21 protein-coding genes and 2 rRNA genes (1 of these 23 cut by a window edge) are annotated in these 23904 nt (G+C 46.7%); 7 read left to right on the forward strand and 16 right to left on the reverse strand.

Annotation, left to right across the window (positions count from 1 at the left end):
* Positions 1 to 42: 42 nt before the first annotated feature.
* The 5 genes from PPO43_RS07230 to PPO43_RS07250 all read right to left on the reverse strand — a co-directional run bounded on the left by PPO43_RS07230 (position 43) and on the right by PPO43_RS07250 (position 8492).
* Positions 43 to 3831: a TonB-dependent receptor gene (locus tag PPO43_RS07230; RefSeq protein WP_272621137.1), complete on the reverse strand. Its 3789-nt coding sequence runs from the start codon at positions 3829 to 3831 to the stop codon at positions 43 to 45.
* Between the two features lie 397 nt (positions 3832 to 4228).
* The gene (locus PPO43_RS07235; protein ID WP_272621138.1) at positions 4229 to 5173 is read right to left on the reverse strand and encodes an NAD(P)-dependent oxidoreductase; all 945 of its coding nucleotides are present in this window, start codon (positions 5171 to 5173) and stop codon (positions 4229 to 4231) included.
* Positions 5174 to 5314: 141 nt separating this feature from the next.
* Positions 5315 to 6109: a 16S rRNA (adenine(1518)-N(6)/adenine(1519)-N(6))-dimethyltransferase RsmA gene (gene rsmA, locus PPO43_RS07240; protein ID WP_442985436.1), complete on the reverse strand. Its 795-nt coding sequence runs from the start codon at positions 6107 to 6109 to the stop codon at positions 5315 to 5317.
* Positions 6110 to 6806: 697 nt separating this feature from the next.
* Complete coding sequence (locus tag PPO43_RS07245; RefSeq protein WP_272621140.1) at positions 6807 to 7940, reverse strand: DegT/DnrJ/EryC1/StrS family aminotransferase; 1134 nt, start codon at positions 7938 to 7940, stop codon at positions 6807 to 6809.
* A gap of 15 nt (positions 7941 to 7955) precedes the next feature.
* Positions 7956 to 8492, reverse strand: a complete 537-nt coding sequence (locus PPO43_RS07250; RefSeq protein WP_272621142.1) for a hypothetical protein — start codon at positions 8490 to 8492, stop codon at positions 7956 to 7958.
* A gap of 392 nt (positions 8493 to 8884) precedes the next feature.
* On the opposite strand from PPO43_RS07250, the gene PPO43_RS07255 reads away from it, so the two are divergent.
* Positions 8885 to 9823, forward strand: coding sequence for a glycoside hydrolase family 73 protein (locus PPO43_RS07255; protein ID WP_272621143.1), 939 nt, complete (start codon positions 8885 to 8887; stop codon positions 9821 to 9823).
* A 48-nt stretch (positions 9824 to 9871) separates the two neighbouring features.
* Complete coding sequence (locus PPO43_RS07260; RefSeq protein ID WP_272621144.1) at positions 9872 to 10291, forward strand: YbjN domain-containing protein; 420 nt, start codon at positions 9872 to 9874, stop codon at positions 10289 to 10291.
* 67 nt (positions 10292 to 10358) lie between these two features.
* On the opposite strand, the gene PPO43_RS07265 is transcribed toward PPO43_RS07260, so the two are convergent.
* Entirely contained in the window at positions 10359 to 10577 is a 219-nt protein-coding gene (locus PPO43_RS07265) for a winged helix-turn-helix transcriptional regulator (RefSeq protein ID WP_272621145.1), read from the reverse strand.
* Positions 10578 to 10781: 204 nt separating this feature from the next.
* Between PPO43_RS07265 and PPO43_RS07270 the strand changes: the two genes are divergently transcribed.
* The gene (locus tag PPO43_RS07270; RefSeq protein ID WP_272621146.1) at positions 10782 to 12779 is read left to right on the forward strand and encodes an alpha-ketoacid dehydrogenase subunit alpha/beta; all 1998 of its coding nucleotides are present in this window, start codon (positions 10782 to 10784) and stop codon (positions 12777 to 12779) included.
* Positions 12780 to 13006: 227 nt separating this feature from the next.
* Entirely contained in the window at positions 13007 to 14182 is a 1176-nt protein-coding gene (locus tag PPO43_RS07275) for a proline dehydrogenase family protein (protein WP_272621147.1), read from the forward strand.
* A gap of 217 nt (positions 14183 to 14399) precedes the next feature.
* Here PPO43_RS07275 and lptB read toward each other — a convergent pair whose 3' ends face one another.
* The 3 genes from lptB to PPO43_RS07290 form a co-directional block, all read right to left on the reverse strand.
* Positions 14400 to 15140, reverse strand: coding sequence for an LPS export ABC transporter ATP-binding protein (lptB, locus tag PPO43_RS07280; protein ID WP_336298916.1), 741 nt, complete (start codon positions 15138 to 15140; stop codon positions 14400 to 14402).
* Between the two features lie 8 nt (positions 15141 to 15148).
* Positions 15149 to 16372 carry an alanine dehydrogenase gene (locus PPO43_RS07285; RefSeq protein ID WP_442985447.1) on the reverse strand — a complete coding sequence of 408 codons (1224 nt, stop codon included), beginning with the start codon at positions 16370 to 16372 and terminating at the stop codon, positions 15149 to 15151.
* Between the two features lie 327 nt (positions 16373 to 16699).
* Complete coding sequence (locus PPO43_RS07290) at positions 16700 to 17221, reverse strand: metallophosphoesterase family protein (protein WP_272621149.1); 522 nt, start codon at positions 17219 to 17221, stop codon at positions 16700 to 16702.
* Between the two features lie 306 nt (positions 17222 to 17527).
* On the opposite strand from PPO43_RS07290, the gene PPO43_RS07295 reads away from it, so the two are divergent.
* Positions 17528 to 17788: a TIGR03643 family protein gene (locus tag PPO43_RS07295; protein ID WP_272621150.1), complete on the forward strand. Its 261-nt coding sequence runs from the start codon at positions 17528 to 17530 to the stop codon at positions 17786 to 17788.
* Here the strand turns inward: PPO43_RS07295 and corA are convergent.
* Both corA and PPO43_RS07305 read right to left on the reverse strand, forming a co-directional pair.
* Positions 17785 to 18762 carry a magnesium/cobalt transporter CorA gene (gene corA / locus PPO43_RS07300; protein ID WP_272621151.1) on the reverse strand — a complete coding sequence of 326 codons (978 nt, stop codon included), beginning with the start codon at positions 18760 to 18762 and terminating at the stop codon, positions 17785 to 17787. The two genes, PPO43_RS07295 and corA, sit on opposite strands and share 4 nt — an antisense overlap.
* Before the next feature lie 5 nt (positions 18763 to 18767).
* The gene (locus PPO43_RS07305) at positions 18768 to 19664 is read right to left on the reverse strand and encodes a lysophospholipid acyltransferase family protein (protein ID WP_272621152.1); all 897 of its coding nucleotides are present in this window, start codon (positions 19662 to 19664) and stop codon (positions 18768 to 18770) included.
* Positions 19665 to 19743: 79 nt separating this feature from the next.
* Here PPO43_RS07305 and PPO43_RS07310 point away from each other — a divergent pair, with 79 nt between their 5' ends.
* Both PPO43_RS07310 and crcB read left to right on the forward strand, forming a co-directional pair.
* The gene (locus tag PPO43_RS07310) at positions 19744 to 20445 is read left to right on the forward strand and encodes a hypothetical protein (RefSeq protein ID WP_272621153.1); all 702 of its coding nucleotides are present in this window, start codon (positions 19744 to 19746) and stop codon (positions 20443 to 20445) included.
* Positions 20446 to 20614: 169 nt separating this feature from the next.
* Complete coding sequence (gene crcB / locus PPO43_RS07315; protein WP_272621154.1) at positions 20615 to 20983, forward strand: fluoride efflux transporter CrcB; 369 nt, start codon at positions 20615 to 20617, stop codon at positions 20981 to 20983.
* 183 nt (positions 20984 to 21166) lie between these two features.
* On the opposite strand, the gene PPO43_RS07320 is transcribed toward crcB, so the two are convergent.
* The 5 genes from PPO43_RS07320 to PPO43_RS07340 form a co-directional block, all read right to left on the reverse strand.
* Complete coding sequence (locus PPO43_RS07320; RefSeq protein ID WP_272621155.1) at positions 21167 to 21619, reverse strand: GNAT family N-acetyltransferase; 453 nt, start codon at positions 21617 to 21619, stop codon at positions 21167 to 21169.
* A 1-nt stretch (position 21620) separates the two neighbouring features.
* Positions 21621 to 22253 carry a 16S rRNA (guanine(527)-N(7))-methyltransferase RsmG gene (gene rsmG, locus PPO43_RS07325; RefSeq protein ID WP_272621156.1) on the reverse strand — a complete coding sequence of 211 codons (633 nt, stop codon included), beginning with the start codon at positions 22251 to 22253 and terminating at the stop codon, positions 21621 to 21623.
* Positions 22254 to 22258: 5 nt separating this feature from the next.
* Positions 22259 to 23008, reverse strand: a complete 750-nt coding sequence (locus tag PPO43_RS07330) for a copper resistance protein NlpE N-terminal domain-containing protein (RefSeq protein ID WP_272621157.1) — start codon at positions 23006 to 23008, stop codon at positions 22259 to 22261.
* Positions 23009 to 23338: 330 nt separating this feature from the next.
* Positions 23339 to 23447: ribosomal RNA gene (gene rrf / locus PPO43_RS07335) — 5S ribosomal RNA — on the reverse strand.
* A 109-nt stretch (positions 23448 to 23556) separates the two neighbouring features.
* Positions 23557 to 23904, reverse strand: a 23S ribosomal RNA gene (locus tag PPO43_RS07340); it runs 2465 nt beyond the window's last position.

Consider the following 23904-nt stretch of genomic DNA (forward strand, 5'->3'; position numbering starts at 1 on the left):
ATCAGAACAAACCTCAATATTGGCAAAAACTAAGAGTTGGTTTTAGAAGCTAAAGCGAGCCCCCAAGAAAATCCGACGAGGACGTGAGATATTGAAGGGGTCACGCATACGAAGGTTGTACAACAACTGATAAACCTGAGCGCGTGAAGCAAGTAGGCCTAGACCTGGGCTTTCGTCAATAGTCAAGAAACCATCTTCGGTAGCGCTACCCGTTACAGGGTATACATCAAGTATGTTCTGTGTGTTGAACAAGTTTTGTACACGTACGTAAACGTTTGCATAAATAGGGTTATCGCTATTTTTGCCAATCACGATATCGCGATCGAAGCGAAGGTCTACGCGGAAATTCCAAGGCATACGAGCACCATTCACGCTTCCATCTGTTTGCGCATTTGTAAAGCTAGTTCCGATACCACCAGGGACGAGTTTGCGTGTGTAAGGTGTACCAGAGCTAAAGTTGAATGAAAGGTTCGCACCTGTATTTTCGAAGAGATCAAACTTGCCAATTTTTGGACCGTCATATTTCTTGCCTTCACCGTAGCGGTAATCAAATAGGAAGAAGAAGGTATGACGTTGGTCAAAGTCAAGTGGGAAGATATACTTGAGTTCTTCTGCAGCTACAGCCAATGAAGAGGTTGGGCTAGAGCCTGTACCTTCTGCAAACTGTAGGGTATAGTTGGCCAAGAAACGGAAGTTCTTAACACGGCGCATATCGTACTCTACCTTAAGTGATTTTACAGTAGAGAAGTCATCATTACCAAAAGAAGTATAGGTAATGGGGTAAGCCATGATGTACTGACGAGCTTGAATTAGGTCACGCTCTTCACGATAAAGCAAAGAGAATTTCACCTTAGAATTGTCAGACACCTTTTGTTGGTAACCTACTTCGTAGTTAATGGTTTTTTGTGAGCGAAGATTGGGGTTTGACATCAAATCCTTGTTCTCACGGAAGTTGAAGTAAGTAAGTGCAGTAGCCAAAGTAGCCTCTGGTGGACGCATTGCCAAGATATCGTAGTTGGCATAGAAGTTTGCATAGTCACCAATAGGAAAAGAGAAAGAGATACGAGGCATGATCACCAAACTAGGATCATAGTCGCTAAAAGACTGACTAGGATCATACTCTTCCCCTTGAGGGTCAATCTGTGCCGTATTGAATCCACGTAGAGCAGGTACAATAGTACTTCCTAGCTGAGTAGGAGTAGTTACAGGATTACCACTAGCATCATACCACTGCTCACCATCACGATAACCAACAACAGATGCATCAGGACTATTCTGATTTACATAGACGGCAAAGTCGTCACCAATGTTGGAAGGATGCGCAAAACCAGTTTGTTGACCAGCAGTATAACCTGAATTTGAGTTGGTAAACTCAGATGCCGTATAATATCCAGTTACAGAGTAGGGATCATTCAACACTTTTGTATTGGCATCATAGCTATCAAAGCGTACACCGACACGGAAGATGATATCATTATACTTGAACTTATCCTGAATATATCCAGCTGCATAAATAGGAGCAAAAGGAGCTACAGGACGAGTTTTGCGACCATTAGCATCTTCCGCAGTAAAGAAGTCATCAAAGGTAGTACTTGTTCCCAAAGAATTACCTAGGTAATCATATCCATAGTAACTAACCAACTGTTGGCTACCCAAAATAAGTGTGGTTGGTTCAAACCAAGCCAAATCCATATCACTGGGGTCCATTTCATGAACATTAACCCAATCCTCAGGATTCTTACCCATAAAGCTACGGATGTTCTCTCCGAAAGCACTCATAGATACTGGCTCATCATTCTCATCCGCACGAATGAGTGAGTTATTTTGAATGTAGTAACGCTGTGTAGAAGGATCAAAGAACTCTACAGGGTTTCCATTAGCATCCAACACAGGATTACTAGCATCAGCAGCATTAGAAATATGCGAGTTGGCCGACTGATCAGCCAAGGTCCACAAACTAAATGGAGACATGCTGTAAGAACGGAATATCCGCTGCTCATAGACCAAACCAGCTTGAAGAGAGTGACGAATTTTTCCGCCATTGGTTACCAAATCAAAGTTGGTCTTGAAGTTAGCACGCATCTGACTAGATTGGCTTTTGCCTACACCATTGCCAGTAGAATATGCATTGTTAAATAGACTATATATAGTAGAGTTAGAAGAAGTGAAACGTCCATTGATCACCTGCATCTGCTCCATATCTGTAATCGCATCAAAGTCTACTACTTTGTTGTAACGAGACAAGCCATCATCATAACCAAACTGACCCGCATCAGTATAACCATCAAATGTTACTTGGTTAAAAGCATGTCCCTGTACTTCTTCTGTACCCAAAGTATCACCAGCAGAGTTGATGATGTAGTTTGTATCTACAACACCAATTACAGGCGTAAGACTACGACGAATCTGCCCTACATACCCATATTCCCAATAACGATCCTCAAAACGAGAGTCATAATTAGAACTATTACTTTGTGTGTAATCTAGCTGAACCTCATAGCTGAAGTTCTGGAATACAGGCTCTACAGCAGTAGAATCTGCATCAGCTCCCGCTTTGTAAATTGTACTAGAAATAGTATGACGAGCACGACCGTAAACACGGAATACACTGCTCTTTACATAAGGATTGAAATCAGAGTTTAACAAACGATTCAATGTAGAAGGTGAATACCCCCAGTTGAATGAACCCTGACCACCAGCAACCAAATAAAGATCATTGCTAGGCTTGTAATCAATCTTAGCCGTCAACAAACCAACAGAGTTACGTCCATTAGGTCGTACATCTACCTCTACAAGATCGGCCTCTGTAATTGTTTCTGCATTAGGCACAATTGCACCATCTACAAGCAATAAAGGATCATTCAAAATGCTACTGAGCTTCTCATCCGTTAAACGGAAAGATCCCAACGCAGACGGACGAGAATCCAAGTTTGTCGCATAACGACCCGCTACGCGATAACCCAAAATAGCCTTGCGCTGAGGCTTGCCATCCTTTTTCAAAGTATCTCCACTAGGACTCAACTTTACCTCTGTCATCAATGGTCCACCCAAACTAAAATCAATAGTTGTCGCACCAAAAGCATCCAAAAACTGCGAAGTCTCTACCTGAATTCCTCCAGACATCTGCGCAGATGGTCCCTTTGTAATAATGTTGGTAATCGCTCCAGTCGCATCACCAAACTCAGCAGGTACACCAGATGTAATTACCTGCACCTGGTCAATCTCCGTTTCAGGAATAGATGCACCGCCAATAACACGTACACCATCCACATAAACATCATTCCCAGAACTACGAGCACCATTCGAGTGGAGCTCCTCCCCCTCGTCTTTCTGGTTTACACCAGCCGTAGTGGCCGCAATACTAGAAATGTTACGAGTAGCCAAACGCTCAATATCTTCTGAACCCAAGGTCTGACCACCTGTAGTATTATCCGTCTCAATCAAAGGAATGCGATAACCTCGAACAACTACAGTCTCTTCTGCAATCGAATCTAAATTCGCTACCAAATCATCATCCAAATAATCTACATTTAATTCTACCGTCTGGCCAATTTTTACAATTACGCCCTCGGTTTTTAGCGTCGGATAACCCACATAGGTCACCACTAGGTCATAGGTTCCTGCCTCAATTTGAGCAAAATTGTAAAGGCCGTCGAAGTTGGTAGATGTTCCCCGAATCAATGCGTCTTCTTTATACAAAGCCACATTCGCAAACGCTAGGGGTTCCCCGTTCTCGTCCTTTACTTTACCCTGCAGGTCTCCCGTGGTCTGGCCAAAAGCCACCACCGAGCCCACTGACAGGAGCAAGAGTAAAAGCATGTAACGAATCATAAGCACATAAACTTTAAAAGTGTTTGTAATGAATGTCTAAAAAATTTTCGGCTGAAGCCCTTAGGCTAGCATGCCAAAGTTAATAAATTATTTCCCTTGTTAAGAAAGAGTTACAATTTTCCAGTCTTTTATTGGCCCTTTAAAGGCCCTTCTCCAAAAAAAATCAATTTTTTTACTATTCTTTTCTTGTGGGGCCTCCGCTGCGCTACGCTTGCGGCGCTACGTTTCGGGGCTCGCTATTCGCTCGGCCCTTCGGCAGCTTCGCCGCCTCGGTCTGGCCTAAAGGCCACCCCTACACATCGCTAGGCCGTTTGGCCTCCGGCCAAGGGCCGCTTCACTCCCCTCTAAAACCAAAATCGGCGCAGTCCTTGCACTGTAATTGGGTTTTGCCCAGCTCCTAAATTCGAGCTGCTTTTGATAAGATGCGCATTAAGAGCAATTTGGCTAGTCGCTCCTTAGATTCTTTTGTCCATCCCGCTACATGCGGACTCAAAACAACCTGCGACATCCCCCCCAAACGACTATACAATTCCCGCTCTTCATTAGTATATAAAGCCGTTTTCTCTTGCTCAAATACATCTAAGGCCGCCGCCGAAATAATTCCCGACTCTAAAGCCCCTACTAACGCCTTTATCGGTATGATCTTCCCCCTAGAACTATTTAATAGGACCAACGGACGCCCTCCCCGCAATTCTGCTAACCACTGCCAAAATGCCGCATCCATCCAACCTATCGTCTCTGCCGTAGCCGGCAAATGTAAACTCAATATGTCTACCTCCGCCAATAACTCCTCTAATTCCGTCTCCCCAGGATAAGCCCTCTGGTATTTATCATAAACTAAACACCCTAGCTCAAAACCAGCCAAACGCCGCCAAAACGCCCGCCCAGTATAACCAAATCCCAATATCCCCAACTTCTTGCCCTTGAGCTCCCAACCTCTAGCCGCCTCCCGATCCCAAGCCATATTCCGCACTTGCCAATCCCCCAACCGAAGCCGATGGGCTAACATTAACAACATCCCCAAAGTGTGCTCAGCTACCGCATCACAATTGCCATCCGGCGCCCTATGCACCAAGATGCCCCGACGATCAGCCTCCTCCAAATCGATAATCTCTAATCCAGAACCCAAACGCGCTATAAATTCTAAGTTGGGCCCAGCCGCCAAAAAAGCCGCATCAGCAATGATTTTACTATTGATGACCAAACCCACATAAGGCGCCAAAATCTGCCGCACTTCCGACAAACTGGCCTTGGGCCGATAATCACAAGCATATCCAGCTGCTGTTAACCCCTCTATCAATAAGGAATCTACCGCATCCGTGATGAGTACTCTCTTTTGCATATTGGACGTTTTGGCGCCCAAGATACAGTCTTTTCCGCTTTTTGCTAAAAGTTGTTTGGAAAAGGTCCAGATAAGGACACACAAAAATAGCCTGTCTGCCAAGCATTGGCAAAAGGCATAAAAAAGCAGCAAGGCAGCTCACTAGCTACGATGCTTGTCCACAATGTTCGTCAAGGAAATAAAATCTTCAAGGCTCAGCTGCTCGGGCCGCTGCTGAAAAAACGCATCCTCAAATAAAACCTCCTTAGGTAGGAAAGGCTTCATCGTATTGCGCAACATTTTGCGGCGCTGGCCAAAACTAGCACGGACTAAGGTTCGGAAAAGTCGCGTGTCACAACCTAAATCTAAGTAATTCTCTCGCCTTTTCAAAGCAATGACGCCAGAAAATACTTTGGGCGGGGGATTAAAACTGCCCGGCTTGACCGTAAACAAATAATCTACCTCATAAAAAGCCTGCACCACCACCGATAAGGCCCCATATATTTTAGAACCCGGCTTGGCCGCCGCTCTTTCCGCCAACTCCCGCTGAAACATCCCCACAACCTCCGGCACTAAGGCCACATTGTCTACGGCCTTAATCAATATCTGCGATGAAATATTATACGGAAAGTTGCCAATCAAACGAAAAGGCCGCCCATCAAATACAGTGGTAAAGTCTAATTTCAAAAAGTCTTCTGCAAAAACTGGCAACTGAGGATAATGCTGGGCCAAATAACTCACCATGTCATTATCCGCCTCTACCGCTTTTAAATCCCAGTCTTCTTGCAAAAGATATTGCGTGAGCATACCCATCCCTGGCCCTACTTCTAATACCTCTTTAGGCCCCTCGACTATCAAACTCTTGGCGATCCGCTCCGCAATAGGCCCCTCCTTCAAAAAGTGCTGGCCAAATGATTTTTTTGCTTTCAACTGTTTTCCTGTATTTGTGAAGCCCAAAATTACGCTTTTATCTCGGATACACCAAATTAGAGCACTAGACCGAAGCAGTTCACCTCCAGACCGAACTAGTTCACCTCCAGACTAAACTTTTTCCCTTTTTGATTTTGTTACATTATTTCTATTTTTAACAATTCCCTAACAACTAGGGCCAAAATCCCTGTTTCTGCAGCCTAAAGGCCGCAGGGCCAAGCTGTAGATTTCAACCTACAGGCTTCATTGGAGAAAGGCGAAGGCATTCGATTTTCAGGTCTTGCGGCTTTTAAACTGCAGGCCAAGGGGTGGCTAAATCTTAGCTAATCTGTTCCGAAATTGGCTGCGGGTTAAAACCCGCAGGTCTATATATCCATCCTACAGGCCCGAAGGGCCGCAGGCCTAGCGATGTGCAGCAGTGGCCCAAAGGGCCAGACCAAGGCGGCAAAGCCGCCGCAGGGCCGAGCGAATAGCGAGCTGCGAAACGTAGCGCCGACGAGCGAAGCGAGGCGGAGGCCCCAAAACAGCAGCGAGCCCCGAAACGACAACAAGCCCTTTAGGGCGCAGTTCGACGACCAAAGGGAGTAACCGCCGCAAGCGTAGCGCAGCGGAGGCCCCAAAAAAAAAAAAGACCCCTTCCAAAAAGGAAGAGGTCTAAGAGGGAGCTTTACATAATTCTACGATAAGAAGATAGTATATATATAATATCCCCCTATGGCCAAGGCTATTTTTTGAAAAATGCCTTGACTTGCTCGGCCACATAAGCGAGTTGCTCGGCCTCTAGCTCCGAATGCATGGGCAGAGAAATAACCTGCTGGCAAAGCATTTCGGTATTGGGCAGTTCGGCCTTGGCCTTGCGGGCAAAGCCCTCAAAAGCGGCTTGTTCGTGCAAAGGCAGCGGGTAGTAAATCATGCTAGGCACCTCAGCCGCCTGCAAATGCGCTTGCAAAGCATCGCGCTGATCGGCGGGGACCAAAAGGGTATATTGGTGGAAAACATGGCTGCTATAAGGCGCGCGATAAGGCGTTTGGACCTCCTCAAGATCGACAAAGGCCGCATCATAGTAGTCCGCAGCTTTTTGACGAGCAGCCGAAAACTCATCTAGGGCCTTGAGTTTTACATGCAAAAGGGCCGCTTGAATCCCATCTAGGCGAGAGTTCACCCCTACCCTATCGTGATAATAACGGCGATTTTGGCCATGGTTGGCAATCATGCGCAACTTATCGGCTAGGGCCTCATCATTGGTAAAAATGGCACCGCCATCGCCATAAGCGCCCAAGTTTTTGGAGGGATAAAAAGAGGTGCAGCCAATATGGCCCAACAAGCCCGTCTTTTTCTGCTCGCCATTGGGGAAGCTATAATCGGCCCCAATCGCCTGCGCATTATCCTCTACAATATAGAGTTGGTGTTTTTCGGCCAGCTCAATAATCGGTTGCATATCGCAGCTTTGGCCAAAGAGATGCACGGGCACAATCACCTTAGTTTTGGGTGTAATGGCCGCTTCAACATCCTCTGCGCGCAAGTTAAAGGTTTGGGGATCTACATCCACCATCACAATGCTCAAACGCAATAGGGCTGCCACTTCAGCCGTAGCTACATAGGTAAAAGAAGGCACAATCACCTCATCGCCGGGGGCCAAATCTAGAGCCATCAGCGCAATTTGCAAGGCATCGGTTCCATTGGCGCAAGGAATCACGGCCTTGGCCCCTAGGTATTCCTCCAAAGCAGCCTGAAAGCCCTTTACAGCGGGACCATTAATGTAGGCCGAGCTATCCAAAACCTCATGAATAGCAGCATCAATTTCAGTTTTAAAGCGGCGGTATTGGCTCTGCAAATCCACCATTTGAATCTTCTTCATCTTAAAATAATCTGTTTAACGATAATCGAGCAGGACCAAATCGGGCCGGCTCAATTTCAGGTAATAGCTATGTTTTTCGCTCCGCTCTTCGCCCGAAGAACGAAACTGCCGGTAGGCCCGGACCTCTATTTCAAAACAATCTGTTTTAGTTTCAATTTTGGGCGGCATCCGATAAGTAAAGCCCAAAAACTGCTGCCCATCCAACAACTCCTCCTGGGCTCGAATGCAGTCTCGAATCCGATTTCGCAAACGCAAACTATAAAAATCTAAACGATAATCGGGATGCAAGGCGGCCACCTCCGCCCTTGGGCTCTTAAATAACTCATCCATACAACGCCGATCAGAAAACAATCGGCAAAAATACGGATAGCCCCAATAAACAAAATCTGGATCTTCATGGACCACTAAACAAATGCCGACCAAAGCCTTACGTGGCGGATTATTCAAACGAGCCTGCACAAACTGCTGGGCAGATCGCAGCTGAGCCAGGTCCAAATCTTTCCCTTTGGCCAAGCGAGACAGTCGAAAACGCTTTTTCCAAAATTTCCACATCTGTTATTTTTTTTAGGGGCTGCCCCTCCCTTTGGTCGGGTCGGGCTGTTTCGCAGCTCGCTGATCGCTCGGCCCTGCGCCGCCTTTGGCGGCTGGGTCTGGCCCTTCAGGCCACTGCTGTCCATCCCTCAGCCGAGTCGCTTCGCTCCTTTGCGGCGGCTTTGCCGCCTGTCTACTGCAAAAGAGGACCAATTCTATGGGCAAGATACAACCGTGAGCAAGAGAATCCAAAGAATAATTCTCCCTTTTTATCGGCCTTGGAGTTGGAATTTTGGCCAAAATCAAAACTTTTTGTTGGTTTTGTTTTCCATTTTGAAACAATTTGTTTTAAATTTGCTTTTGTAATGCAGGAAACGCATACAAATTGTCTCTACCAACAAAACAAGCTCGATATGTCTCAGTCTAAACTACCACAGCTGCCCGCCCCTATTCGTCAACGTATTCAATTAGGTTGGAAAAAAACCCAAGATTACAGCCGCAATGGCTGGGTCCGTTTGGGGTTTATGGGCCTACTTATTTTTATGCTCTCGCAAAGAGAGTTCAGTTTTCATTTTTCTATGGGCGAAGCCGCTGCCCAAGTGCCAACAGCCATGAATAGCAGCATGCTACCCACAGCCATTTTAGCCAGCCAAAAAGAGGGGCCTCAAGAAAAGGCGGTTCCCGCTTCGGCCAAAACGCCCGCTTTAGATAAGCCTTGGTGGGAGCGAATTCGAGAAAAGAGTAAAGACATCAAACAAGGACTCAATTTGGCCAATGCGGCCACAGCAGTAGGTGCAGCCCTCACGGCTGAGGAGCAAAAAAAAGCGGCCCAATATTCTAATCTGGGTTTTGTACTTAATCCCACTTATGCCAAGCGACACGGCATTCCCCAAAATATTGTCCATGCAAAACTAGCTGTTTGCAAAGACTACATCCAACAATATCTAAAAACGGCCCAAGAAGAGGCTGAGCTCTTCAATATTCCCGTCAGTATTACCTTAGCTCAAGGCCTACTCGAAAGCAATGCGGGCCACAGCCGCTTAGCCAAAAATGACAATAATCATTTTGGCATCAAATGCCGCGCAAAATGTATTGGTTGCCGCTGCGCCAACTATACCGATGATAGCAAATACGATATGTTCCGCATTTTTGAAACGCCCTGGCGCAGTTTCCGCGAGCATAGCAAACTCCTTTCGGGCCAACGCTATAAGGCCCTCACTAAACTTGAGCGCAGCAATTATAAAGATTGGGCGCATGGCCTCAAAAAAGCAGGTTATGCCACCGATCCCAAATATGCCGAAAAGCTCATTGGTATTATTGAGTTTTTTGGTCTCGACGCCTACGATAAATAGTCTATTCTTTCTTTCCCATATTCTTTAGATCGCTAAATACTTCTGCTTATGTTTAAAATGGTCCAAAAGTACTTGGAGCGCATTGCCGTGCCCTACCAAATCCGAGAAAACAAACAGGTTTTTGATTTTGAAGTGGATGCCCCAGAAGGCCATTGGGCCTGTATGCTGCTCCTTTGTGGGCGCTCAGGCATTGCCTTTTATTCTGTTCTCCCCTTTAAAGTACCAGAAGAAAATCGCTCCGACTTAGCCCTCTATCTCATGCAAATCAATAATGAACGCATTTTTGGCAACTTTGAGCTCGATCAACAAACTGGAGAGGTCCGCTTCAAAACCTATATCGATACCGAAGCTCAACAATTATCCGAACGCATGCTAGACCGCTGCCTGCTCATCAATGTCTCTTGTATGCAAAAATTTCTTCCCCGAATTAAAAGCAAGATCAAACAACATAGCGCCCAAGCCGCCTAAACAAAATGGCTGAGCATGAAAAGCCCACTAAGGTTGACCTTAGTGGGCTTTTTTTGTTAAAACCAAATCACTCTCCTTCTTCATTTTTATCCAGAATTTGCCAATAGCCATTTTTACGACCGCCTTGCCGCTTCAATAGCTTCAACTCCTTTAATGCGTTCAAGTGTTTATCTATAGTTGTACTGCTAACACCTATTTTTTTGGCCATTTCAACCTTCGTACTCTTTGGGTTTTCTGCTATTAAATTTAATAGTGCAATTTGGCGGGCATCAAGGTCTTTTACCAACCCTTTTACCAACCCTTTTTGAGGTTCTGGTAATTGACTTTTGGGTAACTCAATCCTTATAAAGTTTTGAGAGAACTTAAAAATACGCCTCCACCCAAGCAAAAAAATAACTCCCCTTCCAAAGCGGAAAACCTAGGCCAACTCCTACATTTTGAAAAGGATTTTTACCTTTGTTTTAGTTAGCACAACTAAACAATTACGATTATGAGCACTTTGCTAAAATTTGATAAAAAACGACTATCCAAAAAGCGTTTGCTAGCCCTATATGAAGGTTTGCTCCGCCCCCGAATGATCGAAGAAAAGATGCTGGTTCTCTTGCGCCAAGGCCGAATCAGTAAGTGGTTTTCTGGGATTGGGCAAGAAGCCATCGCCGTGGGCATCACCAATGCCCTAGAAGAAGATGAATTTATCTTCACTATGCACCGCAACCTAGGTGTTTTCACTAGCAGAAATGTCCCCCTAGAACGCCTGTTTGCCCAATGGCAAGGCAAAAACCTAGGCTTTACCCAAGGTCGCGACCGCTCTTTTCATTTTGGTAGCCCCGAACACCACATTGTGGGCATGATTTCCCATCTCGGCCCCCAATTAGCCTTGGCTGGCGGCGTTGGCCTTGCCCATAAACTCGATCAAGAACAAAAAATTGCCGTGGCCTTTACCGGAGAAGGCGGCACCAGCGAAGGAGATTTTCACGAAGCCCTCAATGTGGCCGCAGTCTGGAACCTCCCCGTCCTTTTTGTCATCGAAAATAATGGCTACGGCCTCTCTACCCCCACTAGCGAACAATACGCCTGCAAACATCTAGTCGATCGGGCCAAAGGCTACGGCATGGAAGGCCACCGCATCGATGGCAATAATATTTTGGAGGTCTACCAAAAAGTAGACAAACTCGCCAAATCAATGCGCAAAAATCCCCGCCCCATTCTACTCGAATGCGATACCTTTAGAATGCGCGGACATGAGGAAGCTTCCGGAACAAAATACGTTCCTCAAGAACTAATGGACCACTGGGCCAAAAAAGATCCTCTCCATAATTATGAAGCCTTTTTGCTTGAGGAAAAACTTTTGACAGAAGAGGAAATCAAAACGCTCCGCAAGCAAATTAAAACAGAAATCGAGGCTGGCCTAAAGGTCGCTTATGCCGAACCCGCCGTCCAAGCCAATACCCAAAAGGAGTTAGACGACCTTTTTGCCCCTAATCCCTACCCCCCCCAACAAGCTCCCGAACATGGCCCAAAAACCGAAAAGCGTTTCGTCGACGCGGTCTCTGATGGGCTTCGCCAAGCCATGGAAAAACACCCCAAACTGGTCCTTATGGGACAAGATATTGCCGATTATGGCGGGGTCTTCAAAATTACAGAGGGCTTTGTCGAGCAGTTTGGTAAAGAACGTGTCCGAAATACTCCTCTCTGCGAAAGCGCTATCGTCGGCGCTGGCATCGGCCTCTCTATTAAGGGCCATAAAGCCATGATGGAAATGCAATTTGCCGATTTCTCTACCTGTGGCTTCAACCAAATTGTAAATAATGCCGCCAAATTACACTGGCGCTGGGGCCAAAATGTCGATCTCGTGGTCCGTATGCCTACTGGCGCTGGCACTGGCGCTGGCCCTTACCATTCTCAAAGCAATGAAGCTTGGTATACACATACCCCCGGCCTCAAGGTACTCTACCCCTCCAATCCCTACGATGCCAAGGGCCTACTTTTGGCCGCTTTTGAGGACCCCAATCCCATTATTTTCTTTGAACATAAGGCACTTTACCGCTCTAGAGAAGTAGTTCAAGAAATTCCCGACGATTACTATAGCCTAGAAATTGGTAAGGCAAAGCTAATCCGTGAAGGCCAAGCCGCTAGTATTATTACTTATGGCATGGGCGTGCACTGGGCCAAACGCTATGTAGAAGCCCAAAATCTAGATGTCGAAATCCTCGACTTGCGCAGCCTGCTCCCTCTAGATTATGAGGCTATCGCCGCCACGGTCCAAAAAACTAACCGCGTCCTTATTCTCCAAGAAGATTGCCTCTTCGGCGGAATCGCTGGCGAACTCTCAGCCCATATTTCCGAACATCTTTTTGAGTATCTCGATGCCCCCGTCCTCCGATTGGCAAGCCTCGATACCCCCGTCCCCTTTGCCACCGATCTAGAACGAAATTTCTTGCCCGAAAGCCGTTTGGCCGAAACGCTAGAACGTCTTTTGAATTATTAGGAGATTGTTTTTTTGGGGCTGCCCCGCCCTTCGGGCGGGTCGGGCTCTGTCGTGGCTCGCAGGTCTGCTCGGCCCTGCGCCAGCAAGCTGGCTGGGTCTGCGGCTTCGCCGCACCACTTTCCATCCCTCAGCCGATAGACCAGAACAATCAGGATATCGCTCAGCAACAAAATAGCTTTGAGGACAGCCCCAAATCTACCCACTCCTTTGATTAACAGCTTTGCCTTATGCAAATAGATTTTAACAACACTAAAATCGCTTTTGAGCGGTATTCTAATCGGCGCTTACAAAAAATGCGCTGGTTGTTTCGGGCAATGAGCCAAGACTGGCTCGTTGGATTGGGCAGCCGCTTCGGCCTTAAAGCCCTAAATTGGGGCCTCCCCGTAGAAGGCCTAATCCATAGCACAATTTTCGACCTTTTCTGCGGAGGCCGCAACCTACCCGAAACCCTAAAAGCCGTTCGAGAACTAAAGGTCTATGGCGTTGAAACGGTCCTCGATTATGGGGCCGAAGCTCAAGATACTGAGGCCGATTTCGACAAAACACTACAAGAGTTTTTAAAGACGCTCCGCTTTGCCGAAGAACAAGAAAGCCTCGAAATCATTAGCGCCAAGGTTACAGGTTTGGCCCAACATGCCCTCCTCGAAAAAATTACCACTGGCGAGATTCTTTCTGAGGCGGAGCTAGCCGCTTGGGAGCGCTCAAAAGAACGTTTACGCGTCCTTTGCCAAGCTGCCCTAGAGAAAAAAATGGCCATCTTTATTGATGCGGAAGACAGCTGGATCCAAGGCGCTATCGACCAACTAACCGATGAAATGATGGCCGAATTTAACCAAGAGCGTGTGGTAGTTTATAATACCTTCCAACTCTATCGACACGACCGCCTACAATTTCTCAAGGATTCTTATGAAAAAGCCCTAGAGGGCGGTTATTTGTTGGGGGCCAAAATGGTCCGTGGCGCTTATATGGAAAAAGAACGGGAACGCGCCCAAAAAATGGGCTATCCCTCTCCCATTCAACCCAATAAGGAAGCTACCGACCGAGATTATAATCTGGCGGTTCTCTTTTGTGTAGAACATTATGAGCGCATTGCTTCTTGTGTCGCCACACATAATCAGTTTAGCACAGCCTATCAGGTGGAGTTGATGGAGCAACAAGAATTGCCCAAACGCCACCCTCATCTCAGCTTTTGCCAACTCTATGGCATGAGTGACCAACTGACCTTCAATTTGGCCAAAGCGGGTTACCGAGTAGCCAAGTACATGCCTTTTGGTCCCATCAAAGATGTGATTCCCTACTTGATTCGCCGCGCCCAAGAAAACTCTTCGGTCAATGGCGAAATGAGCCGAGAACTACAGCTGATCGAGCAAGAATTAAAACGCCGAAAAACAGAAGGCTACTAGTCCAAATGAAAAAGAGGGAGCGCAAAGCGCTCCCTCTTTTTTTGGTCCAAATGGACCTTATTTAGCCGTTCTACAGGGCCGAAGGCCCGCAGGCCTAGCGATGTGTAGCAGTGGCCCGCAGGGCCAGACCCAGCCAGCTTGCTGGCGCAGGGCCGAGCAGACCTGCGAGCCCCGAAACGTAGCGCCTGCCGAAGGCAGGAGGCCCAAAAACTTCATCCTAAACCTGTCCGTACTTCCGTTTCAATTCAAAACTTTGGCCCAAATAAAGCTCCCGAACTTTAGGATCATTGGCCAATTCATGCGCACCTCCTTCCTTAAAAATATTGCCATCCACCATAATATAGGCTCGGTCAATAATTGAGAGGGTTTCGCCCACATTGTGGTCCGTAATCAAAATGCCAATATTCTTTTGTTTGAGCCGCCAAACGATGGTCTGAATATCCTCCACCGCAATGGGATCGATGCCCGCAAAAGGCTCATCCAACAAGATAAATTTGGGATTAACGGCTAGAGCACGCGCAATTTCCGTACGGCGGCGCTCGCCCCCAGAAAGAGTATCGCCATTGCTTTTGCGGACCTTATGCAAAGAAAACTCATCCAAGAGCTCTTCCAATTTATGGGCCTGCTCTTTTTTGGTCAATTTGGTCATTTCTAGTACCGCCTTGATATTATCTTCCACCGTCAATTTTCGAAAAATAGAGGCTTCTTGAGGCAGATAGCCCACACCTTTGCGGGCCCGTTTATACATGGGCAAATCTGTAATTTCTTCATCATCCAGATAAACATGTCCACTTTTGGGCTGGACAAAGCCCACCGTCATATAAAAAGTAGTGGTTTTTCCTGCGCCATTGGGCCCCAAAAGTCCCACAATATCGCCCTGAGAAACTTCTAAGGATACGCCTTTAACCACCATGCGGTTGCCGTATTGCTTAATTAGATTTTCGGCTCTTAATTTCATAATAGGTCTTAGAGATTAGTCATGAGCAAAAGGTCAATATCGGTATACTTGATACTGAAACGCTCACTCATATACTGATTGGTTAGGCAGCCTTTATACATATAAACGCCATTCCGAAAGCCAGCATCGGTGCGTAAAAGGGCCTCGATGCCCATTGTGCTACCCGATTCGCTAAATAAAGGGACCAAAATATTGCTAATGGCCGCCGAGCTAGTCCTTGGATAACGAGAAACGATATTGGGCACGCAATAATGCACCACCTCATGCTTAATAAAAGTGGGGTGCTCGTGCGTACTCAATCGAGAGGTGGCAAAACAGCCGCCTTGGTCAATACTCACATCGATAATCACAGCGCCAGGCTTCATTTGCTCCACGGTATCTTCGCCCACAATACAAGGTGTACGGCCCGTTTCTGAATGAATGGCCCCAATGACCACATCCGCCGATCGGATTTCGGCATACATCTCGGGCGAGCTAAAGGTGCCCGTATATAAACGATGGCCCAAATTGCTTTGGAGGCGCATCAATTTGCGGATATTATTATCAAATAGGCGAATTTCGGCCCCATAACCTAGGGCAACTCTAGTAGCCACCTCGGCCACTACGCCAGCGCCCAAAATGACTACCTTGGCAGGAGGAACCCCCGCAATTCCGCCCAACAAAACCCCTCGGCCATCTTCATTGTGAGAAAGCAAATCGGCTGCTGTTTGCATAGCCGAAACTCCCGCAATTTCTGACATCATGCGCACAAAAGGAAAGCTTCCAGAGCTATCTTTCATGTACTCCATGGCCATAGCCGTAATGCGCTTTTGCTTCAGGCGATAAATATATTCCTCGGTTAAAGTAGGCAAATGGATGGGCGAAATAACAATTTGTCCAGGATGTCCCAGCTCAATTTCTTCCAAAGAGGGCGGCGCCACCTTAAGAATGACCTGCGACTTAAAAAGCTGCTCTCTATCGGCCAAAATTTCGGCCCCAGCTTCTGAATAATCATAATCCGAAAAGTTTGACTTTTCTCCAGCGCCAGTTTCTAGGCGAATGCGGTGGCCCATCTGGACCAATGTCCGCACAGCCGAGGGCGTCAAAGCAATCCGATTTTCAGAAAATTTCAATTCCTTGGGAATCCCAATGGTCACTTTTCCTTGCGGCTGCTCTACAGCTAGGCGCTCGGCCAAAGGCGTTAAAATATGCTCACTCAACTCCTTGGGGATGCTAATTTTGGATTTTTGCATGCTGCTATTGTTTCCTTGAACAAGTTTTGGGTCTTGTCTCAAAATACGCACTTTTTAGCAAAGGCTCTTTCTTTTTCCTTTTTTTCACAATTTGGGGCTGCCCCTTCCGCCGGGTTAAAACCCAGCGCAAAGCGGTATCGCTTTGCGAAGCGATACAAAATGAGGGTTAAAACCCTCATAAGTTATCGGGCGGGTCGGGCCATTTCGCAGCTCGCTGTTCGCTCGGCCCTGCGCGGGCTGCGCCCGCTGGGTCTGCTGCCTTCGGCAGCCCTGCTACAGCCCCTCAGCCTGCGGCGGCTTCGCCGCCTGTCCACCGCAATGGACCAACTAGGGCAGCTCTTCGGGGGCAATTTGGCCTCTAGGCCCCAGTTCGATCAGTTCCAACTCACTTAATTGGCCCGCTTCAATCTTGAAGCGCATCAGTGTTTTTTCTTTGTGCCAGCCGTGGCGGCCCGCTGCCCCTGGATTAAGATGTAATAAATTAAGTTGGCGGTCGGGCATGGCCTTAACAATATGCGAATGGCCCGTAATAAATAAATCGGCCTGGCTAGCTTGCAGAGCTGCTTTTACGCCCTTGGAATAGCGTCCAGGATAGCCCCCAATATGAATCATGTATACTCGCAGGCCTTCTATCTCAAAATCTTGTACCAAAGGATAGCGGCGGCGCAAAGCGGCGCCATCAATATTGCCATAAACCGCCCGAAAAGGCTTGAATTCCTCTAGGGCATCGGCTAAATCGGTATGGCCAATATCGCCAGCATGCCAAATCTCGTCGCAATCGGCAAAGTAATCAAAGACAGCAGGTTCTAGATGAGAATGCGTATCGGAAATCAGGCCTATGCGTTTCATGCTTTTATATTGAAGAATGATTAAAGGCCAAAGCTAGGGGAAAAATAGCGCATTTTCAGCCCTGTTGGTCCAATTTGATGGAGCGGGCGCGAAGCGCCCGACATAATCATCGCGAAGCGATACCGCTTTCATCGGCTGAGGGATGGATAAGGGTGGCCGAAGGCCAGACCGAGCAAAAATGCGCAGCATTTTTTGCGAAGGGCCGAGCAGACCTGCGAGCCCTGACACAGCCCGACCCGCCTGCAAGGCGGGGCAGCCCCAAAAAAATAAACCAAAAAGGAAAATGCTTGTTGGGAAAAAGAAAAAATGGATCAAATCAGCATAGATCGGATTATTGAAATGGCTTGGGAAGATCGCACGCCCTTTGAAGCCATTGAATTTCAGTTTGGATTGGCAGAAAAAGAGGTCATTGCCTTAATGCGGCAAGAGATGAAAGCCAGTAGTTTTAGGCGTTGGCGCAAGCGGGTGCAGGGGCGTAAAAGCAAGCATCGGCAATTGGCCCCAGCAGATATGCAGCGATTTAAATGTAGTCGACAAAAGAGTATTTCCTTTAATCGGAAAAGCTAAAACCAATTTCGGCGGCGCATAAAATAGATCAAAAATGCGGTAATAATCAGCATTAGGCCCAGTAAACTAGGATAAGCCCAAGGCCATTTGGTTTCGGGCATATAGTCGAAATTCATCCCATAAATGCCGGCCAAAAAAGTGAGTGGAATAAAGAGGGCCGAGATAATCGTTAGGGTTTTCATGACCTGATTCATGTCGTTACTCAGCTGTGCATTGTGCAAATCCATCAGGTCCTTGAGCATTTCCCGCAAATTATCGAAGGCCGAAAGTTGATATTGGAGATGGTCTTGAATATCGTTGAGGTAGGCAAAGCTCGACTTATGAAAAAAGCTAGTCCCTTCAGATTTGATGCGGTTGAGCAGCTCTCGCAGGGGCCAAATTAGGCTACGGATGCGGTTGAGTTGCTTTTTGAGGCGCATAATTTCCTGAATCACGCCTTTATTGTCAATAGCTTGATCGAGCAAGCGGATTTCCAGTTCTACAATTTCTTGTCGGATATCTTCTAGGCAAAAGCCATAATGGTCCACCACCACATCAATCAGGCGGGTAAATAGATAATCTAGTCGGCGTTTTCTCAAAAAGCCCTTATTGTTAAAAATGCGATCTCGGATATCTTCGAAAACATCGCCGGGTCGTTCTTGAAAAGAGAGCAGGGCATCCTTTTTAAGGACAAAAGAAAGGTGTTCGACCTCTAGTTTTTTTTGTGCATTTAAGCTCAGCATTTTGAGGCTCAAAAAGAGGTACTCCTCAAAGGCTTCAATTTTTGGTAAATCTTCGGTGGCGCAAATATCCTCTTGGGTCAGGTGGTGGAGGTTAAAAAAAAGAGAGAGTTGGCCCAAATCTTTATCTTGTGGAACATTGACGTTCAGCCATTTTTGCGTTTCGATAAATTCGGGCAAAGTACCTTCTAATTCAGCAATTCGAAGTTCTTTGCGGTCGGCTTGCGCCGCGTTATAAGCGATGAGGTCGATCATTTGATTTACTTTAAGTTGCGGGCCAATTTCTTTGCTTGTTTAGGCTTTCTAAATTGGCTGTAAAGAGGATCTTCCTTCAGTTTCCAAGTTTCCTGATACAGAAAATCGAGCATTTGGTCGGCCTTACCTTGGCCCTTGATAGTTTCGTAGGCAATCGGGTCCCCAATGCTAATTCCAATATGTCGGCCCATTTTATTGCGGACCTCATGCAGCAGTAGGCTGAGGCGAAGATTTTGATTTAGTTGGCTAGCCAATTGAAAAAGGCGGCTATTTTGGCCATGAAAAAAGAGGGGAACCACCGTTGCCTTAGATCGTTGGACCAATTTAAGCACAAAGCGCTTCCATTCCAAATCTTCAGCTTGACCAAAAGGCTTTTTGGCCGTCGCTACACCACCAGAAGGGAAAATAGCAATGGCTTGGCCTTGGGCCAGTCGTTCCAGCGTTTCTTTGCGCGTATTGATAATGGTCTGCAGGGCTTCTTTGGTCTCTCTAAAATCAATGGGCAAAAAATAAGGCTCAAACATTTCTTCTCGGCAAAGCACTTCATTGACCAAAATGCCAAATTCGGGTCGAATTTTGGATGCAATTAGGCCCAACAACAGGCCGTCAATCACTCCAAAAGGGTGATTAGCCACAATCACCAAAGGCCCATCTTGGGGAATTTTTTCCAATTGGGCCTGATCAAAATGTGGATAAACCTCCAATTTATCTAAGGCAATTTGCCAAATAGATTGGGGCGTTAGCTCCATTTGTTTCATTTCGGTATACAGCTTTTCAATTTTTGGGCGGCCTGTAAGGCGCTCAATTCCCCGAATCAAAAGCTGTTTTATGCGGGGGTCTGTTTCATGGGCATAGCTCAATCTAGATTTGGCCATATCCCGATTAAAATCTGGAGATTCCATAACTTTATTTTTGGTCCAGTATACATAACTGGAACGGCAATCAAAATAATTCCCTTCACCACCTTCAACGCCTATATTTATGCTACGCAAACTCTTATTGCTCCTCTTTTTGGGGCTCTCTTCTGGCGCCCTGAGCGCACAATCCAAGAAGAAAATAGAGCAACTTAGCGATCAGCTCGAGCTCACAAAAAAAAATTGGGTAGTTCCTTATTACAATCAGGCCGAAGAGCCGCCTTTGCCCATGGAAAGTTGGGTGCCCGAATATGGCATTCGGGGAAAATACGCTTATAATGGCATTCAATTGAGCATTCCTTTTTTAGAGGCGCTTTTAGGCGAAAAACTCTTTTTGTCTGGCCCGCATGAGGGCAATATAATGGATTGGGACAATGATGATTTTGGGCATTACAATCCTAAATTTCTCAAAAAGCTCAAGCAATATCTCAAAAAGCTGAGTAAACAAAAGGATTTTGTAAACAGCTATCAACCTTTTTACGAGGCCAATTTGCAGCAACTGGCCCGCAGTTTTTATCGGGCAGAACAACATCTGAAGCAGCAGCCCCAGCTCATCACAGCAGGACAAAAACTAGATGCCGAAGATCGTCAAGAGTTTTTTAGAGATTATTCGGACCAAGAAGAGGCGGCTGGTTATATTTGGTACGAGGCCAATACCTGCGCCAATTTTTGGTTGCGTCGACATACCGATGGCAGCGCCAATGAATTTTCTGATTTATTGGCCCTCTTACTCTCTACTTTTGATGCTTCTTTTTTGAAGAATAATTAGTTTTTTTGGGGCTGCCCCGCCCGATGGGCGGGTCGCTATGCTGCGGGGCTCGCAGGTCTGCTCGGCCCTGCGCCGCCTTTGGCGGCTGGGTCTGGCCCTTCGGGCCACCCACTCCGCAGCGCTCAGCCATTAAGGCCCTTGGCTTGTTTTATTAAATCAGATCGAACAGATGCACTATCTATGGATTTTTCTGGGAGGAGGTTTGGGCAGTATGGCCCGCTTTGCCCTCAGTCAATATTTACCTCCTGCTCAGGGCTGGCCTTGGGGAACCTTAGCGGCTAATTTGGCCGCTTGTTTTTTATTGGGCCTGCTTGGAGCTTACTTTGAACAAAAAGGTGGTCCAATGGCCTACAAATTACTTTTGGCTACGGGCTTTTGTGGAGGCTTCAGCACCTTTTCAACCTTTGGACAGGAGTTATTTCAGCTATTGCGGGCCCAAGCCCATGCCATGGCCTTAGGTTATTTATTGGCTAGTGTAATTCTAGGCATTTTGGCCATGGCTTTAGGCTATTATAGTTTGGCTAACCGAGGCTTTTAGGTCCAAAAGCTGGAGGCCTTTAGGCCTTTTTCGTCGCCCGAAGGGCGTTTTTTTGGCCTAGCGATGTGCAGCAGTGGCCCGAAGGGCCAGACCCAGCGGGCGCAGCCCGCGCAGGGCCGAGCGAACAGCGAGCTGCGAAATGGCCCGACCCGAGCGAAGCGAGTGGGCAGCCCCAAAACTCCCTTAATATTCCAGCAGCATTTCAGTATGTGGAATATCGTCTTCTAGGTATTCTTTGCCTGTAGATTGAAAGCCTAGGCGGGCATAAAAATGGACCAAATGGCTTTGGGCCGAAATCCGAATGGCTTGTTTGGGATATAATTTTTGGCAGGCGGAAATAGCGGCTTGCATCAGGGCAGGCCCTTGACCTTTTCCACGAATTTTGGCGCTACTAATCACTCGGCCAATCGAGGCATCTTGGGGATAAGAGCTGCCTGCGGCTAAGATGCGGGCATAGGCTTGCAGTTCGCCTTGGGCATCTAGGCCAAGGAGATGATAGCCCAATTGGTCTTTGCCATCAAGATCGAGGTAGGGACAATTTTGTTCTACCACAAAAACGGCTTGACGCAATTGGGCTATAGCATAAAACTCTTGCAGACTTAGTTCTGCGAATGCTTTAAGTTGAAAACTCAGCATATTAGGGCGCTTGAATGTAGGCTAAACACTTGGTTTCAAAAAACTCCTCCTCAAAGAAATCCTTCATCGGAAAAATCTCCCCATAATAATCAGGACCGAGGCTATTGAGTTCTTCCTCCATATTCGTGAGGCCTTTATAGGCCCAAATGCCGTTAGGGAAAGAATGATTGCCTTTAGCCTTGACCAATTTGCGGGTCCAACTGGCCAATTTAGGCGCTTTGGCCACGGCTCTAGTCACTACAAAATCGAAGCGTTGCTTCAATTTTTCGACACGGCCAGCTTCTGCTTTTACATTTTTAAGGCCAAGGGCTTGGCTTACTTCGGTTACCACCTTAATTTTTTTGGCAATAGAGTCCACCAACATAAAATTGGTTTCTGGATACAAGATAGCCAAGGGAATACCTGGGAATCCGCCACCACAGCCAAGGTCCAAAACCTGAGCCCCAGCTTTTAAGGGCATCACCTTATCGAGGGCCAAGCTATGCAAAACATGATGAATATAAAGATTGTCAATATCCTTTCTGGAAATGACATTGATTTGGGCGTTCCACTCTCTATACAAAGCGTCTAATTGGGCAAATTGCTCAATTTGTTGAGCGCTGAGATTTGGAAAATAATGTTGTATGCGTTCCATGATTCTTAATAAAAATAAACTGCTTCAAAACGGGCTTGAGGAGCCATTCGAGCCTTTTGCAGACTGAGTTTGTCTCCAGAAATACTGTAATTATCTACACTGCCAAGAACTTTAAGAAACTCTTGTTCCTTGCCCAAATTGGGGCAGGCCATTTTGGTACTCATTAGGCCTGTGAACTGAATGCGTTTTTGTTCTTCTTGCAATTTGTAATTGCCTGAAACACTATTACAGCCGCCATGTGCTTGGAGTTGGCCATTGGCTTTTAGGATAAAGTGCATTTCTCTGCGGGCACCTTCAGTAGTCTTTATAGCTTGGCCATTGAGCTCAACCAGCTTCCAATATTTATTTAGTGGACTTTCTTCTGGGCGTTTGAGTAGAAAACGCTCCGCCAGCTCTCCCTCAACTATATTTCCTTTAAGATCCAATTGGCGCAAGGCTCCTTCTTCTACTCTATATTGGTTAGGTTTTTCTTTGCCTTCCAAAGTAATTTGCTGGCCTTTTTTTCCCCACTTAAATTTTCCATTCTCAGTATAAACTGAGTCAGAACGATCTTCGTAGCGATAGCGGAGGGTATAGCTTCCATCCTCCTTTAACTCCAAGGCAGTCCGAATGCCTGGACAATCTGCACAGGGCAAATTACCTTGATATTGGCCTGCCCAATCGAGGGCATTTTGGCTATTATCGGCAATATCTTTTTGATTTTTGCAGGCCACAAAGCTCAAGCAAAATAGCAATAAAGGGAGGTAATACTTCATCTGTCAATTTTTTTGCTAAGATAGCTAAAGTTTTTTGAGTGGTTTTCCTAAATCGGTTCAAAATCAGGAAAGTACTATCGCCACTCACTATAAGTGCTGCTTCTATTTTCTTTTGGGGCGGCCCCGCCCTGCGGGCGGGTCGGGCTGTGCGGGGGCTCGCTACTCGCTCGGCCCTGCGCTCTTTCGCTCCGCTCAACAGCTTGGTCTGGCCTACGGCCACCCCCTTCCATCCCTCAGCCGTTGTCGCTTCGCTCCTTGCCCCTTCGGGGCTTTTGCCTTCCTTTTAAACAAAAAAAAGCCCGTACATTGCTGTACAGGCTTTATAGATTAGGTTGGCGGTGACCTACTCTCCCACTTTCGTAGTACCATCGGCGCTGAGGGGCTTAACTGCTCTGTTCGGAATGGGAAAAGGTGTCTCCCCCTCGCTATGACCACCATTAAATCTTTGTTCATCCCTCTGGATAAACTCTATATCGTTATGACATAAGGAAAGTAATAGAACTTTAAAAGTGCGTTGATTATCGATCTCTCTTTTAAAAAAAGAAAGAAAAAGGAAGCTTTCGAGAAATTAGTACTACTTGGCTCCCTAACACATCACTGTGCTTCCACCTATAGCCTATCTACCTGGTCATCTTCCAGGTCTCTTCAACGAATACTCATCTTAAGGTTGGCTTCGCGCTTAGATGCTTTCAGCGCTTATCCTTTCCAGATATAGCTACCCAGCATGCACCTGGCGGCACAACTGGTACACTAGAGATCTGTTCAACTCGGTCCTCTCGTACTAGAGTCAAATCCTTTCAATATTCGAGCGCCCACAACAGATAGAGACCGAACTGTCTTGCGACGTTCTGAACCCAGCTCGCGTGCCACTTTAATGGGCGAACAGCCCAACCCTT

The organism is Saprospira sp. CCB-QB6 (genome assembly GCF_028464065.1).
Classification (GTDB): Bacteria; Bacteroidota; Bacteroidia; order Chitinophagales; family Saprospiraceae; genus Saprospira.

Coding starts and splice junctions, on each gene's coding strand:
- PPO43_RS07310 (WP_272621153.1), top strand. CDS start 19,744: ATGCTACGCAAACTCTTATTGCTCCTCTTTTTGGGGCTCTCTTCTGGC.
- PPO43_RS07270 (WP_272621146.1), top strand. CDS start 10,782: ATGAGCACTTTGCTAAAATTTGATAAAAAACGACTATCCAAAAAGCGT.
- PPO43_RS07230 (WP_272621137.1), bottom strand. CDS start 3,831: ATGATTCGTTACATGCTTTTACTCTTGCTCCTGTCAGTGGGCTCGGTG.
- PPO43_RS07330 (WP_272621157.1), bottom strand. CDS start 23,008: ATGAAGTATTACCTCCCTTTATTGCTATTTTGCTTGAGCTTTGTGGCC.
- PPO43_RS07235 (WP_272621138.1), bottom strand. CDS start 5,173: ATGCAAAAGAGAGTACTCATCACGGATGCGGTAGATTCCTTATTGATA.
- PPO43_RS07245 (WP_272621140.1), bottom strand. CDS start 7,940: ATGAAGAAGATTCAAATGGTGGATTTGCAGAGCCAATACCGCCGCTTT.
- PPO43_RS07295 (WP_272621150.1), top strand. CDS start 17,528: ATGGATCAAATCAGCATAGATCGGATTATTGAAATGGCTTGGGAAGAT.
- rsmG (WP_272621156.1), bottom strand. CDS start 22,253: ATGGAACGCATACAACATTATTTTCCAAATCTCAGCGCTCAACAAATT.
- PPO43_RS07250 (WP_272621142.1), bottom strand. CDS start 8,492: ATGTGGAAATTTTGGAAAAAGCGTTTTCGACTGTCTCGCTTGGCCAAA.
- PPO43_RS07260 (WP_272621144.1), top strand. CDS start 9,872: ATGTTTAAAATGGTCCAAAAGTACTTGGAGCGCATTGCCGTGCCCTAC.
- PPO43_RS07275 (WP_272621147.1), top strand. CDS start 13,007: ATGCAAATAGATTTTAACAACACTAAAATCGCTTTTGAGCGGTATTCT.
- PPO43_RS07305 (WP_272621152.1), bottom strand. CDS start 19,664: ATGGAATCTCCAGATTTTAATCGGGATATGGCCAAATCTAGATTGAGC.
- PPO43_RS07320 (WP_272621155.1), bottom strand. CDS start 21,619: ATGCTGAGTTTTCAACTTAAAGCATTCGCAGAACTAAGTCTGCAAGAG.
- PPO43_RS07255 (WP_272621143.1), top strand. CDS start 8,885: ATGTCTCAGTCTAAACTACCACAGCTGCCCGCCCCTATTCGTCAACGT.
- corA (WP_272621151.1), bottom strand. CDS start 18,762: ATGATCGACCTCATCGCTTATAACGCGGCGCAAGCCGACCGCAAAGAA.
- crcB (WP_272621154.1), top strand. CDS start 20,615: ATGCACTATCTATGGATTTTTCTGGGAGGAGGTTTGGGCAGTATGGCC.
- lptB (WP_336298916.1), bottom strand. CDS start 15,140: ATGAAATTAAGAGCCGAAAATCTAATTAAGCAATACGGCAACCGCATG.
- PPO43_RS07285 (WP_442985447.1), bottom strand. CDS start 16,372: ATGCAAAAATCCAAAATTAGCATCCCCAAGGAGTTGAGTGAGCATATT.
- PPO43_RS07290 (WP_272621149.1), bottom strand. CDS start 17,221: ATGAAACGCATAGGCCTGATTTCCGATACGCATTCTCATCTAGAACCT.